Here is a 13,256-nt window from a genome sequence, read left to right as displayed (position 1 = left end):
ACATCAGCAAGGGGCCGCCGACCCGGGCCCGAGCCCCGAAACACCCGCTCATCAAGGAGTACGGAACCCATGGACGCAGTGACCCAGGTCCCCACCCCCGTCAACGAGCCGGTGCACGGCTACGCCCCCGGCACGCCCGAGCGGGCCCGCCTGGAGGCGAAGCTCAAGGAGCTGGCCGAGAACCCCGTCGACCTGCCGATGACCATCGGCGGCGAGAAGCGGATGGGCGGCGGCGAGCGCTTCGACGTCGTGCAGCCGCACAACCACAAGGCCCGTCTCGGCACCTACGCCAACGCCACGAAGCAGGACGCCCAGGACGCCGTCGACGCGGCCCTCGCCGCCGCGCCCGCCTGGCGCGCCATGTCCTTCGACGACCGTGCCGCGATCATCCTGCGCGCCGCCGAACTCCTGTTGGGCCCGTGGCGCGAGACCCTCGCCGCCTCCACGATGCTCGGTCAGTCCAAGACGGCCCAGCAGGCGGAGATCGACTGTCCCTGCGAGCTGGTCGACTTCTGGCGCTTCAACGTCAAGTACGCCCGTGACCTGCTCGCCGAGCAGCCCCCGGCGAACTCGCCCGGCGTCTGGAACCGCCTCGACCACCGCCCGCTCGAAGGCTTCGTCTACGCGATCACGCCGTTCAACTTCACGGCCATCGCGGGCAATCTCCCCACCGCCCCGGCCCTCATGGGCAACGTCGTCGTGTGGAAGCCGTCCCCGACGCAGACCCACGCCGCCGTGCTGCTCATGCAGCTCCTGGAGGAGGCCGGACTGCCCAAGGGCGTCATCAACCTCGTCACCGGCGACGGCATCGAGGTGTCCGGGGTCGCTCTGGAGCACCGCGACCTCGCGGGCGTGCACTTCACCGGTTCGACCAAGACCTTCCAGTACCTGTGGAAGACGGTCGGCAACAACATCGAGAAGTACCGCACCTACCCTCGCATGGTCGGCGAGACCGGCGGCAAGGACTTCGTCGTCGCACACCCGAGCGCCGACCGCGCCGTCCTGAAGACCGCCCTGACCCGCGGCTCCTTCGAGTACCAGGGCCAGAAGTGCAGCGCCTCCTCGCGCGCCTACGTCCCGGCCTCCATCTGGAACTCCGGCTTCAAGGAGGAGTTCGCGGCCGAGGTCGACGGCATCACCATGGGTGACGTCACCGACCTGTCGAACTTCATCGGCGCCGTCATCGACGAGCGGTCCTTCGCCAAGAACAAGGCCGCGATCGACCGGGCCGCCGCGGACCCGAGCTGCACGATCGTCGCGGGCGGCACGTACGACGACTCGGTGGGCTACTTCGTGCGCCCGACCGTCGTCGAGTGCTCCGACCCGGCCAACGAGGTCTTCACCACGGAGTACTTCGGCCCGTTCCTCGCCGTGCACGTCTACGAGGACGAGAAGTACGACGAGATGCTGGCCCAGATGGAGTCGGTGTCGGACTACGCCCTCACCGGCTCGGTCATCGCGGGCGACCGCGCCGCCGCCGCGCACACGATGGAGAAGCTGCGCTACGCCGCGGGCAACTTCTACATCAACGACAAGTCGACCGGTGCCGTCGTCGGCCAGCAGCCCTTCGGCGGCGGTCGCGCGTCCGGCACGAACGACAAGGCGGGCGCCCCGCAGAACCTGATGCGCTGGACGCTGACCCGCGCCATCAAGGAGACCCTGGTCGCGCCGACCGACTACCCGTACCCGCACATGGGCTGAGCCCGACCCGCACGGGTTGAGACCGGCTCGTACCCGAGCTGCGACCGGCTCGCGCATGGGCTGGGTCCCGCACCCCCGGACCAGGACGTCCCCGCACCCGGGACGACGTCCCACCGAACCGCCCCCGCCCCGGAACCACCCCCCTCCGGGCCGGGGGCGGTGTGCGTGCGCGGCCGGCCGACGACGGCGTACGTCCTGGTGAGCGCACCGGAGCGACCCCCGTTGCGCAGTTCCCCGCGCCCCAGAGGGGACACGGGGACGCCCTCAGTGGTCGCAGGTCGTGCGGCCCGGGTGCCAGCGGCAGGCCAGGGCCGCGAAGCCGCCGTCCGCCACCACCGGCACGGTGAGGCCGTCGCCGCCGCGGACCACGTGCGGTGCGCGGACCAGCCCGGACGGGCCGTCGGTCACGGTCTCCACGAGCCACCTGCCCGCCCCGAGACGCAGGGGTACGTCCACGCTCCGGGCCGCCCCCGCGAACGTGCCGCCGACGAACCAGCGGCCGTCGGGCGCCCGGCGGGCCAGGACGGCCGAGCGTCCGGGGTCGCCGGTGAGCAGGCGCGTCTCCTCCCAGCCGGTGGGCAGCTGCTCCAGATAGCGGCGGGCCTGCGGACGGGCCTCGTACGACTCCGGGGTGCCGGAGAGGTTCTGGACGCCGGACTCGTAGAGCACGGCGAGGCCCAACTCACCGGCATCCGAGCCGACGTTGGGGCGGTACGGGCGGTGGAAGGCGCCCGGCGTGAAGTCCATGGAGCCGATGACGTTGCGGGTGAAGGGGAGCGAGGCGAGCTGCTCGGCGGTGTTGTTGCGCTTCTCCTCGCCGCCGACGCCCTCCATCGTCATCACGTGCGGCCAGGTGCGCTGGATGCCCTTGGGGATCGTGGAGCCGTGGAAGTTGACCAGCAGGTGGTGCTTCGCGGTGGCCCGCAGGACGTCGTCGTACCAGGCCATCCGCTCCTGCGACTCCGAGTCCATGAAGTCGATCTTCACGCCCTTGACGCCCCAGCGTTCCAGCGTGGACAGCCACTTCTCGCGTTCCACGGGGTCGGTGAGGAGGGTGTAGTGGAGCCAGACCTGGATCTTTACACCGCGTTCCTTGCCGTAGCGCACCAGCTCGGGCATCCAGTTGTTCGTCTGCCAGTCGGGGTCGATGACATCCCACTCGCCGGGCTTGTAGTACCAGCCCGCGTCCACGACCTCGTACGGCCAGCCGCGTTCGGCCCACAGACCCACGTCGTACGTGGGCGAGTCGGCGGCGTGGGTGAGGTGGGCGCCCGCGTAGCCGCCGGAGAGGTCCGACTCGGCGATCAGCGCGTAGCCGCCGTCCGTCCTGAACAGGGACTGCATCATGTACGGGCCCGCCGGGACCGCGGTCGCCGACGGGTAGCGGGAGAAGCGCAGCTCGTTGTCGGCGCGGTAGCCGCCGAGCACGGCCTCGGCGCCGGCCGGGAGGGTGAACGCGGAGGCCTCGCGGACCACGTCGCCCAGGTCGGAGGGCAGGACGTAGCGGTAGGCCACGCCCTCCGGGGCGACACGGGTCAACAGGTCGACGCGGGCCCCGGCCGCCGTACGGAAGCGGAAACGGGACTCGGTCATACGCACGGTGCGCTGGTGGAACTTGCCCGTCGGGACCGTGTACCGCTCCGCGACCGTCCGGTCGGAGCGGCCGGTGAGGGTCAACCCCCGGGAGAGGTCGGCCTGTTCGGTGACCAGACCGAGCGGGGACGGTTCGAGGACGGTGCGGCCGGCCCGTCCCACCGCGAGCGTCGGACGCCCGTCGGCCGGGTCGAGGGAGACCACGGCCGTGGGGGAGCCGCGCGGGCCGCGCACCTCCCACGACGTGCCAGCCGCCAGGGTTCTCGCGTCGGCGGGAAGGGCCGACGCGGTGGTCGTGAGGAGTGCGGAACACAGCATCAGCGTGATCGTGCGGGCCCGGACCAAGACCGCCATGGACAACCCCTTCTGTCACAGTCTTCTGGCGCGACCTTCCGGCACAGTCATCCGATGACTGGACGGTATTGGGTCGATAAATGTGAGAGTGAAGGGGCTATTGGGGCGTTTCAAGGAATCTGACAGCATAAGACATCGGATTGCTGATGCGTCGTTCAGTAAGCGCCGGATCTGGGCGCGTCAGGCCTTCCGGATGATCGTCTTGCCCGTGTTGCCGCCCCGCAGCATCGACAGGAACGCGTCCACGATGTTCTCGAAGCCGTCGACGATCATCTCGTCGAGGGCGAGCCTGCCGGCGAGCAGATGCGGGACGGCGAACTCGTACAACTCCTCCTGCACGTCCCGGTAATGGCTCACCAGGAAGCCTTCGATGCGCAGGCTCTTCTCGACGACGTCGGCGTGGTCGAAGAGGACGGGCGGCGCGTCCGGGGTGTTGTACTGGCCGACCGTGCCGATCCGCACCACCCGGCCGCGCTCGCGCAGGGCGCCGATCGCCGCGCCGAGGTGGTCGCCGCCCACGTTGTCGACGAACAGGTCGATGCCGTCCGGCGCCGCCTTCGCCAACTGCCGCGCGACCGGGCCCTCGTGATAGTCGAAGGCCTCGTCGTAGCCGACCTGTTCCCTGAGGTACGCGACCTTCGCCGCCGAGCCCGCGCTGCCCACCAGCCGTCCCGCGCCCAGCAGTCGGGCCAGCCGCCCGGTGGCGGTGCCGACCCCGCCGGCCGCCGCCGAGACGAACACGTCGTCCCCCTCGCGGAGTCGGGCGACGCGGGTGAGTCCGACGTACGCGGTCAGCCCGGTGCCGCCGAAGAGGCTCAGGTGCGCGGAGAGCGGTACGCCGTCGTGGTGCGGGAGGCGCCTGGTCTCCTCGGGGCGTACGACGGAGTGGGTGCGCCAGCCGAGCCGGTGGAACACGATCTCGCCCTCGCGCAGCGCCGGATCGCGGGACGCCACGACCCTGCCGAGCGTGCGGCCCTCCAGCGGGGCGTCCAATTCGAAGTCGCCGTCCATCATTTCGCGGTGGTACGGATCGACCGACCAGTACAGGTTCTCCACCAGGGCCGTGCCCGGCGCCGGCCCGGGCACGGGCGATTCGGCGAACCGGAAGTGCTCCGGGGTGGGGAAGCCGGTCGGCCGGGCGGTCTGCCGCACGGTGAGCGCGAGGCCGGTCGAGGAGTCCGCGGAACGACAGGGGCTCGGGAGGCTCGCGGCGTTCGTGGGGCGAGAGGGGTTCAGGGGGTGCGAGGCGTTCGTGGCGGTCATGGAACGGGACCGTAGGCAGGAATGCGCCGGGCGGGCAGAGGGTTGCGCTCATGGCACGGCCGCACCCATGAGCGGCCCTCATAGCAGCAGGTGGGAGCCCTGATGAGCGGAGCCGATCTCGCGCCCCGGGAACTGCGGATCCTGGTGGCCGTGGCGAGCGAAGGGGGCTTCTCGGCGGCGGCCCTGGCCCTCGGTACGACCCAGTCGGCCATGTCCCACGGGGTGCGCGGCATCGAGCGCAAGCTCGGCGTCGTCCTCTTCGAACGTGACCGCCACGGCGCCCGCCCGACCCCGGCCGGCGCCCGGGCCGCGACACACGCGCGGCGCGTCCTGCGCATGCTGGACACGCTCGCCACCGAGACGCGCGGTGTGGGCGCGGGCCCCGGCGGCGGCGACACCGTCGCCGGGCCGCTGCGCATCGCGGCGTTCCGCAGCGCCGCCCTGTATCTGCTGCCGCCCGCGCTGGAACGGCTGACCGCACGGCACCCGGGCATCGAGCCGACGGTCGGAGTCGTCCGGGAGGTCGGCCCCGGCACGGCGGGGGAGGTGGCCGAGGGCCGGGCGGACATCGGCATCGCCACCCTCGGCACGAGCGCGCCGGTCCCGCCGGAACTGATCGGCGACGTCCTCCTGGGGGAGCTGTACTCGCTGGTGCATCCGGCCGGCCATCCCCGGCCGCGCTCACTGCCGTTGGTCGACTGGCGGGAGAACTGCTCCTCCTGCACCAGGAACTGGTGGGCGGGGCAGGACTGGATCCCGTGCGCGACGGTCCGTGCCGAGGACGACGGGGCCGTGCTCTCGATGGTCGGCAGCGGTCTCGGCATGGCCATCATGCCCGCGCTGTCGCTGACGGGCGCCCCGCCGTCCGTGGAGATCACCGACCTCGGGCCGGACCGTCCCACCCGCTCCGTGGGATACGTGACCACACCCGAACTCGCCCCGACGCTCGCGGTACGCGCGCTGATCAGGGAACTGCGGGGACTCGCCGCTGAAGGAAGCAACGTCGGAGGAAGCCGCGCGGAAGGAAGCAACGTCGGAGGAAGCCGCGCGAAGGGAAGCAGCGCGAAAGACGAAAGCGCAGGTCAGGGCAGTGTGACCCGATCCGCCGTCTCAGATAGTAGGAAGTCCGACTAACTATGGAGACAGATGCACGGTCCTCACTTAGCTTTGTAGGAGCCGAACGTCTCGCTCGACCCAGCGAATGGCGGTCGTGAGCCGGAGCCCCTGGCAGGCAACCCCTGCGGCACCGCTCCCCGCCTCTTCCGGCGTCTCGTAACCCCCTCACCCCCCTTCCGGCGTCCGCTGCCGGAGGCAAGGAGCGATTCATCATGGCCGAGACGACCGCCCGCCGAGTCCGTCACGTCTCCCGCACCAGCGATTCCGACCGCAAGAACGCCGCGGCCGCGCTCCAGCGCGCCCTCGACCGCAGGGACAACGGCGGCTCGACGGGCCACTGAGCCCCGTACCGCGACGCCGTTGCCCCAACTGTCACAGCACAAGCCGGGAGCCGCGCCCGCCGGGGTGTGGCGCGGGGCCTCACGCTCCGCGCCGCACCTCGAAATGGTCGATGCGCTTGCCGCTCTCGGCGAGCGCCGACACCTTGAGCCGGGGAGCCGGTCCCGCCTCCGCCTCCACGGAGAGGAAGGAGTAGCCGGTGTACCGCACCCGCGACCACTCCACGGTGTCGGGGTTCTGGTTCTTCGACTTCGTCCAGTGGTAGGTGTCCACGGACTCGCGGTCGGCGACCTTCCCCTCGTAGCTGTCCTTCACTCCTGAGGGAAAGCTGTAAAGGCTCTTGCCCGCGCCGCCCGCCGTGACGTACACGATCCCGTCCCGCGTCGGGTCGGTCGACGCGCCGATCGGTACCGGCTTGCCCACCCCGCCGTTCTTGACGGCGTCGGTCCGCTCGTACACGTGGTTGTGGCCGTTGATCACGAGGTCCACCTGGTGCTTGGTGAACAGCGGCAGCCAGGCGTCCCGGACGCCCCCGTCCGAGGCGTGGGTCGACGTCGAGTAGGCGCAGTGGTGGAAGAAGACCACGACGAAGTCGATCCCCTTCTCCTTGCGCAGTTCCCCCAGCCGCTTGTCGAGCCAGGCCGACTGGCGGCCGTCCGAGTAGCCCTTGTTGGCGGGGATCTCGTACGACACGTCGTTCGCGTCCAGCGCCACGATCCCGACGTTGCCGTACGTGAAGGAGTAGACGCCCGGGGCGTTCTTCGCGTCGAAGCCGTTGTCCGGGAGGGAGAAGCGCGCCGACTGTCCGCCGTACCCGTTCGGTGAGTACCAGGCCTCCATGTCGTGGTTGCCGGTCGTCACCATCCACGGGACCGTCTTCGCGACCGTCTCCGTCTGCTTGAGGAACAGGTCCCAGGCGGTCGGGTCGTAGATGTCCGACTCCTTGCCGTGGCCCGTCACGTCCGCGTAGCAGATGTCGCCCGCGTGCAGATGGAAGGCGGGCTCCCGGCCGAGGATCAGCTTGTCGTTGGCGAGCGCGTCCGGCGTGACCCCCTGGTCGCCGAACGCGGTGAACACGAACCTCTCCGCACGTGCGGGCGCCGTCGTGAACGAGCCGACCGTGGAGTGCCGTTCCTTCGACGCCGGGTCGAACCCCTCGTGACCGACGCCGTAGTAGTACGTCGTGCCGGGCCGCAGCCCGTCGAGCGCCGCGTGCAGATAGAACTGGTCGAGGGCGAGCCGCACCCCTTCGAGCCCGGGCGTGTGCAGGTCACGTACCTCGGCGTCGATCTTGCGGCTCAGCTCCCAGGGCTTCGGACCGACCCGCACGTACGGCTTCTTGACCGTGAGCGGCACCTGCCAGGAGATCCGCATCTGGGTCTTCGGGTCCGCGCCGAAGGCGAGATGACGGCCGAAGGGGGTGACGACCGCGCCGTCCACCCGCTCGGTGGGGGTGGAGCCGCCGGACAGGGGCGACGCGGACCGGCTCGCCGTGTCCGTGCCGGAACCCGAACCGGAGCAGCCGGCCAGCAGCCCGCCGGCCACCGCGCCCGCGCTCACCAGGGCACGGCGGCGGGAGAACTTCGTCCGCAGATACTCGTACTGCTCCGCCATGCTCATCCGGCGTGCGAGCCGCGGCGGGATGCCGACGTCGGGAACGGGGGGTCCGGGGGGTGTCCCCAGGGGAGGCGCGGTCATGGTGGTGAACTTCCCATCAAGTGCCAACAACCGCCATACGTACAGGTGAACGGCGGTTGACGGCTTGATGCGCGCACCCCGGCCGACAGCCTGACCCTGTCCGTATGGCGGACGCCCCATGTCATCCCGTGGGACGGGGAGTAGGGTGCCGACATGTCTCGCAGCATCGATCTCGCAGTGATCCCCGGTGACGGCATCGGCCAGGAAGTCGTGGCCCAAGGCCTGAAGGTCCTCTCCGCCGTCCTCCCGCAGGATGTGAAGCTGGAGACCAAGGAGTTCGACTTCGGCGCCCGGCGCTACCGCGCCACCGGTGAGACCCTCACCGATGCCGACCTGGAAGCCCTGAAGCAGCACGACGCCATCCTGCTCGGCGCGATCGGCGACCCGTCGGTCCCGTCCGGAGTCCTGGAGCGCGGCTTCCTGCTCAAGCTCCGCTTCGCCTTCGACCACCACGTGAACCTGCGTCCGTCGAAGCTCCTGCCGGGCGTCGCCACCCCGCTCGCCGGCCAGCCGGAGATCGACTTCGTCGTCGTCCGCGAGGGCACCGAGGGTCCCTACACCGGCAACGGCGGCACGATCCGCAAGGGCACCCCGCACGAGATCGCCACCGAGGTCTCCGTGAACACGGCCTTCGGTGTCGAGCGCGTCGTGCGTGACGCCTTCGCCCGCGCCCAGGCCCGCCCCCGCAAGAAGCTCACGCTGGTCCACAAGAACAACGTGCTCACCTTCGCGGGTCACCTGTGGACGAACGTCTTCAACAAGGTGGCCGAGGAGTTTCCCGAGGTCACCACGGACTACATCCACGTGGACGCCGCGACGATCTACCTCGTCACGGACCCCGCCCGCTTCGACGTGATCGTCACCGACAACCTCTTCGGCGACATCATCACCGACCTCGCCGCGGCCGTCTCCGGCGGCATCGGCGTCGCCGCCTCGGGCAACATCAACCCGAGCGGTGAGTTCCCGTCGATGTTCGAGCCGGTGCACGGCTCGGCCCCGGACATCGCCGGCCAGGGCAAGGCCGACCCCAGTGCCACCGTCCTGTCCGTCGCCCTCCTGCTGCGTCACCTCGGCTACGAGACCGAGGCCGCCCGCATCGAGGACGCCGTCTCCGCCGACCTCGCGGAGCGCGGCACCACGACCCGTACGACCGAGGAAATCGGCGACGCGCTCGCCGCCCGAGTATCCGGCTGACCCGCCGGTACCACCCAAGCCGCCGGGTCGCTCGCGCACCCGGCGGCTTTTCGTATGCCTCGCCGGGTGCCACCATCAATCCCTGGGCCGCATTCACACCGTTTTCGCCCTCCGTGGCCTTCATCGCACGGGTGGTGCCCCCATTCGGCTCACCTCGCGCGATAATCGAACGCGGAGCCGCGAAATGAGGGAATGCTCGGACGTCCTAACACTGGCCACTGGCAGTACAGGCGTGAGCGCGGCCCGTCACACACAACCGGTGAAGGACAAACCACTCATGACGACGCCCACGATCGAGCTCAAGCCCTCCTCGGCCCCGCTGTCCGAAGCGGAGCGCGAGGCGATCCTGGTCAGCCCAGGATTCGGCCGCCACTTCACCGACCACATGGTGACGATCAAGTGGACGGAGGGCCGTGGCTGGCACGACGGCCAGCTCGTCCCGTACGGCCCGCTCTCCGTCGACCCCGCGACGAGCGTCCTGCACTACGCGCAGGAGATCTTCGAGGGACTGAAGGCCTACCGGCAGCCCGACGGTTCGGTCGCCACGTTCCGCCCGGACCGCAACGCCCTGCGCTTCCAGTCGTCCGCCCGCCGCCTCGCCATGCCCGAGCTGCCCGTCGAGACCTTCATCGAGGCCTGCGACGCGCTGGTCCGGCAGGACAAGGCGTGGGTGCCGGCGCACGGCGGCGAGGAGTCGCTCTACCTGCGGCCGTTCATGATCGCGACCGAGGTCGGTCTGGGTGTGCGGCCCGCGAACGAGTACCTCTTCATCGTCATCGCGTCGCCCGCCGGCGCGTACTTCCCCGGCGGTGTGAAGCCGGTCTCCATCTGGCTCTCCGAGGACCGGGTCCGCGCCGTCCCCGGCGGGGTGGGCGACGCCAAGACCGGCGGCAACTACGCGGCGTCCCTGCTCGCGCAGGCCGAGGCCGCGGCCAAGGGCTGCGACCAGGTCTGCTACCTCGACGCCGTCGAGCACAAGTGGGTCGAGGAACTGGGCGGCATGAACCTGTACTTCGTGTACGGGGACAGGATCGTCACGCCCACCCTCAGCGGGTCCATCCTGGAGGGCGTCACGCGCGACTCGCTGCTCTCCGTCGCCCGCGACCTCGGTTACGGGTCAGAGCAGGCCCGCGTCTCCAGCGACCAGTGGAAGCGTGACGCCGAGAACGGGACGCTGACCGAGGTCTTCGCCTGTGGCACCGCGGCGGTCATCACCCCCGTCGGCACGGTGAAGAGCCACACCGGGGAGTGGCAGCAGAGTGGGGGCGGGCCCGGGGAGGTCACGATGAAGCTTCGTGACGCGCTTCTGGACATCCAGCGCGGTGTCGCGAAGGACACCCACAACTGGATGCACAACCTGGGCTGACGGCCCCACCTCGAGGGCCCCACCTCGGGGGCTCCGCCCCCGAACCCCCGCTGCGCGGTTCCCCGCGTCCCCATGCACACAGGGGCGCGGGGAACCGCGCGCTCAGCCCACTGCGACCCGCACCTATCCACCGCCCGGCGAGCTGCCGGTCATTTAGAGCACTGTTCTATAACCATCAGCCATGACCAGTAGACCTCTGTTCCTGAAGCGGCCCAAGCGTTAGAGTGGCGCTCAATATGAGACTGACCCCCACGGAACGCGACCGCCTCCTGCTCTTCGGCGCAGCCGAACTGGCCCGTGCCCGCCGGGCCCGAGGCCTGAAACTCAACGTCCCCGAGGCGGTGGCCGTCATCGCGGACACGGCCTGCGAGGCGGCCCGCGACGGCCGTCGGCTGGCCGAGGCCATCGAGGCGGCCAGGTCGGTGCTCGGCCCGGACGACGTACTGCCCGGCGTCGCCGACATCGTGACCGAGGTGCACGTGGAGGCCGTCTTCGACGACGGCTCCCGGCTCGCGGTCGTGAGCGACCCGATCGGGGCCGGCCCGGGACCCGACGGACCCGACGGACCGGGCGCACTGCTGCCGGGACCCGCGCACACCGACCCCGAGCCCGTCCGCCGGCTCCCGGTCACGAACACCGCCACCGTCCCCGTCTCCGTGACCTCCCACTTCCACTTCTTCGAGGCCAACCCGCGGCTCGACTTCGACCGGGCCGCCGCCTACGGGACGCACCTGGCCGTCCCCGCCGGGGCGTCCGTGCGCTTCGGGCCGGGGGAGACCGTCGAGGTCGGGCTGCTCCCGATCGGCGGCGAGCGGGTGGCGATCGGCTTCGCGGGCCTGGTCGACGGCCCGCTCGACGCCCCGGGAGCGAAGACGGAGGCCCTGCGCAGGGCGGTGGCCTGCGGATACCTGGGAGCGGCCGATTCCAGGGGAGGCGAGCGATGAACCCGTACGAGTACGCCGCCACCCACGGCCCCCGCGCCGGGGACCGGGTCCGCCTCGGCGACTCCGGCCTCACCGTGCGGGTCGGGTCCGACTCCCAGAAGTACGGGGACGAGTTCCTCGCCGGGTTCGGCAAGACGGCCCGTGACGGTCTGCACCTCAAGGCCGCGGCCGTCCGCGACACCTGTGACGTCGTGATCAGCAACGTCCTCGTGATCGACGCGGTCCAGGGCATCCGGAAGGTGTCGATCGGCATCCGGGAGGGCCGGATCGCGTCGATCGGCCGGGCCGGGAACCCCGACACCCTCGACGGCGTGGACGTCGTCGTCGGCACCGGCACGTCCATCGTCTCCGGCGAGGGGCTGATCGCCACCGCCGGAGCCGTCGACACCCACGTGCACCTGCTGTCGCCCCGCATCATGGAGGCCTCCCTCGCCTCCGGGGTGACGACGATCATCGGCCAGGAGTTCGGCCCGGTGTGGGGCGTCGGCGTCAACTCGCCCTGGGCGCTGCGGCACGCCTTCAACGCCTTCGACGCCTGGCCGGTCAACATCGGCTTCCTGGCCCGGGGTTCGTCCTCGGACCCGGCCCCGCTCGTCGAGGCCCTCGCCGAGGGCGGCGCGTCCGGCTTCAAGGTCCACGAGGACATGGGCGCCCACACCCGCGCACTCGACACCGCGCTGCGCGTCGCCGAGGAGCACGACGTACAGGTCGCCCTGCACAGCGACGGCCTGAACGAGTGCCTGTCCGTCGAGGACACCCTGCGCGTGCTCGACGGGCGGACCATCCACGCCTTCCATATCGAGGGCTGCGGCGGCGGCCATGTGCCGAACGTCCTGAAGATGGCGGGCGTACCGAACGTCATCGGCTCCTCCACCAACCCCACGCTGCCCTTCGGCCGGGACGCGGTCGCCGAGCACTACGGGATGATCGTCTCCGTCCACGGACTGAAGACCGACCTGCCCGGTGACGCGGCGATGGCCCGTGACCGGATACGCGCCGGGACCATGGGCGCCGAGGACGTCCTGCACGACCTCGGTGCCATCGGCATCACCTCGTCGGACGCCCAGGGCATGGGCCGCGCGGGCGAGACCGTCCGCCGCACCTTCGCGATGGCCGGGAAGATGAAGGCCCAGTTCGGCCCCCTGGACGGGGACGGCCCCGACGACGACAACGCGCGCGTCCTGCGCTACATCGCCAAACTCACCGTCAACCCGGCCATCGCGCACGGCCTCGCCCACGAGGTCGGCTCCATCGAGACGGGCAAACTGGCCGACATCGTGCTGTGGCGGCCCGAGTTCTTCGGAGCGAAGCCCCAGCTCGTGCTCAAGTCCGGCTTCCCGGCGTACGGAGTCGTGGGCGACCCGAACGCGGCCACCGACACCTGCGAACCCCTCGTCCTGGGGCCCCAGTTCGGAGCGCACGGCGCCACCCCCGCCGACATCTCGGTCGCGTTCGTCGCGCAGGCCGCGCTCGACCGGGGCAACGACATCATGCCGACCCGCCGACGCAGGGTGGCGGTCCGCGGCACCCGCGGCATCGGCCCGGCCGACCTGCTCCTCAACTCCCGTACGGGGGACGTCGATGTGGACCGGGACACCGGACTGGTCACACTCGACGGCGACCCGCTGCGCTCGGAACCGGCCGAGTCCGTGTCACTCAACCGCCTGTACTTCCTCTGAGGATCACCC

At 70.8% G+C, this 13,256-nt stretch carries 10 protein-coding genes; 7 read left to right on the top strand and 3 right to left on the bottom strand.

The window, feature by feature from the left end:
* Positions 1 to 69 precede the first annotated feature (69 nt).
* Positions 70 to 1,701 carry an L-glutamate gamma-semialdehyde dehydrogenase gene (gene pruA / locus OHS59_RS14265; RefSeq protein WP_328493772.1) on the top strand — a complete coding sequence of 544 codons (1,632 nt, stop codon included), beginning with the start codon at positions 70 to 72 and terminating at the stop codon, positions 1,699 to 1,701.
* Positions 1,702 to 1,965: 264 nt separating this feature from the next.
* Here the strand turns inward: pruA and OHS59_RS14260 are convergent, their stop codons facing one another.
* Positions 1,966 to 3,648, bottom strand: coding sequence for a glycoside hydrolase family 97 protein (locus OHS59_RS14260; protein ID WP_328493771.1), 1,683 nt, complete (start codon positions 3,646 to 3,648; stop codon positions 1,966 to 1,968).
* Positions 3,649 to 3,828: 180 nt separating this feature from the next.
* Positions 3,829 to 4,911 (bottom strand): NADP-dependent oxidoreductase, encoded by a 1,083-nt coding sequence (locus OHS59_RS14255; protein WP_328493770.1) that lies wholly within the window; start codon positions 4,909 to 4,911, stop codon positions 3,829 to 3,831.
* Positions 4,912 to 5,013: 102 nt separating this feature from the next.
* Here OHS59_RS14255 and OHS59_RS14250 point away from each other — a divergent pair, with 102 nt between their 5' ends.
* Together OHS59_RS14250 and OHS59_RS14245 are read left to right on the top strand one after the other, a co-directional pair.
* Positions 5,014 to 6,045, top strand: coding sequence for a LysR family transcriptional regulator (locus OHS59_RS14250; protein WP_328493769.1), 1,032 nt, complete (start codon positions 5,014 to 5,016; stop codon positions 6,043 to 6,045).
* A gap of 194 nt (positions 6,046 to 6,239) precedes the next feature.
* Positions 6,240 to 6,368 carry a hypothetical protein gene (locus tag OHS59_RS14245; RefSeq protein ID WP_107021965.1) on the top strand — a complete coding sequence of 43 codons (129 nt, stop codon included), beginning with the start codon at positions 6,240 to 6,242 and terminating at the stop codon, positions 6,366 to 6,368.
* A 79-nt stretch (positions 6,369 to 6,447) separates the two neighbouring features.
* Here OHS59_RS14245 and OHS59_RS14240 read toward each other — a convergent pair whose 3' ends face one another.
* Positions 6,448 to 8,064, bottom strand: a complete 1,617-nt coding sequence (locus OHS59_RS14240) for a purple acid phosphatase family protein (RefSeq protein ID WP_328493768.1) — start codon at positions 8,062 to 8,064, stop codon at positions 6,448 to 6,450.
* Positions 8,065 to 8,217: 153 nt separating this feature from the next.
* Between OHS59_RS14240 and OHS59_RS14235 the strand changes: the two genes are divergently transcribed.
* The 4 genes from OHS59_RS14235 to OHS59_RS14220 all read left to right on the top strand — a co-directional run bounded on the left by OHS59_RS14235 (position 8,218) and on the right by OHS59_RS14220 (position 13,247).
* Positions 8,218 to 9,258, top strand: coding sequence for a 3-isopropylmalate dehydrogenase (locus OHS59_RS14235; RefSeq protein ID WP_328493767.1), 1,041 nt, complete (start codon positions 8,218 to 8,220; stop codon positions 9,256 to 9,258).
* Positions 9,259 to 9,535: 277 nt separating this feature from the next.
* Positions 9,536 to 10,624 (top strand): branched-chain amino acid aminotransferase, encoded by a 1,089-nt coding sequence (locus OHS59_RS14230; RefSeq protein WP_328493766.1) that lies wholly within the window; start codon positions 9,536 to 9,538, stop codon positions 10,622 to 10,624.
* A gap of 236 nt (positions 10,625 to 10,860) precedes the next feature.
* Entirely contained in the window at positions 10,861 to 11,568 is a 708-nt protein-coding gene (gene ureA, locus OHS59_RS14225) for an urease subunit gamma (protein WP_328493765.1), read from the top strand.
* Entirely contained in the window at positions 11,565 to 13,247 is a 1,683-nt protein-coding gene (locus tag OHS59_RS14220; protein ID WP_328493764.1) for an urease subunit alpha, read from the top strand. Before ureA ends, OHS59_RS14220 begins: the two co-directional genes overlap by 4 nt.
* Positions 13,248 to 13,256 lie beyond the last annotated feature (9 nt).

Origin of the sequence: Streptomyces sp. NBC_00414, from assembly GCF_036038375.1 — a bacterium.
In the GTDB taxonomy this organism is placed as follows: Bacteria; Actinomycetota; Actinomycetes; order Streptomycetales; family Streptomycetaceae; genus Streptomyces.
Note: the sequence above shows the minus strand (reverse complement) of the source record. Positions and strands in the feature narration are given on the sequence as shown.

What these genes read in the sequence shown, in the direction of transcription:
- OHS59_RS14245 (WP_107021965.1), top strand. Translation starts at nt 6,240, where the DNA reads ATGGCCGAGACGACCGCCCGCCGAGTCCGTCACGTCTCCCGCACCAGC.
- ureA (WP_328493765.1), top strand. Translation starts at nt 10,861, where the DNA reads ATGAGACTGACCCCCACGGAACGCGACCGCCTCCTGCTCTTCGGCGCA.
- OHS59_RS14250 (WP_328493769.1), top strand. Translation starts at nt 5,014, where the DNA reads ATGAGCGGAGCCGATCTCGCGCCCCGGGAACTGCGGATCCTGGTGGCC.
- OHS59_RS14255 (WP_328493770.1), bottom strand. Translation starts at nt 4,911, where the DNA reads ATGACCGCCACGAACGCCTCGCACCCCCTGAACCCCTCTCGCCCCACG.
- OHS59_RS14220 (WP_328493764.1), top strand. Translation starts at nt 11,565, where the DNA reads ATGAACCCGTACGAGTACGCCGCCACCCACGGCCCCCGCGCCGGGGAC.
- OHS59_RS14235 (WP_328493767.1), top strand. Translation starts at nt 8,218, where the DNA reads ATGTCTCGCAGCATCGATCTCGCAGTGATCCCCGGTGACGGCATCGGC.
- OHS59_RS14240 (WP_328493768.1), bottom strand. Translation starts at nt 8,064, where the DNA reads ATGACCGCGCCTCCCCTGGGGACACCCCCCGGACCCCCCGTTCCCGAC.
- pruA (WP_328493772.1), top strand. Translation starts at nt 70, where the DNA reads ATGGACGCAGTGACCCAGGTCCCCACCCCCGTCAACGAGCCGGTGCAC.
- OHS59_RS14230 (WP_328493766.1), top strand. Translation starts at nt 9,536, where the DNA reads ATGACGACGCCCACGATCGAGCTCAAGCCCTCCTCGGCCCCGCTGTCC.
- OHS59_RS14260 (WP_328493771.1), bottom strand. Translation starts at nt 3,648, where the DNA reads ATGGCGGTCTTGGTCCGGGCCCGCACGATCACGCTGATGCTGTGTTCC.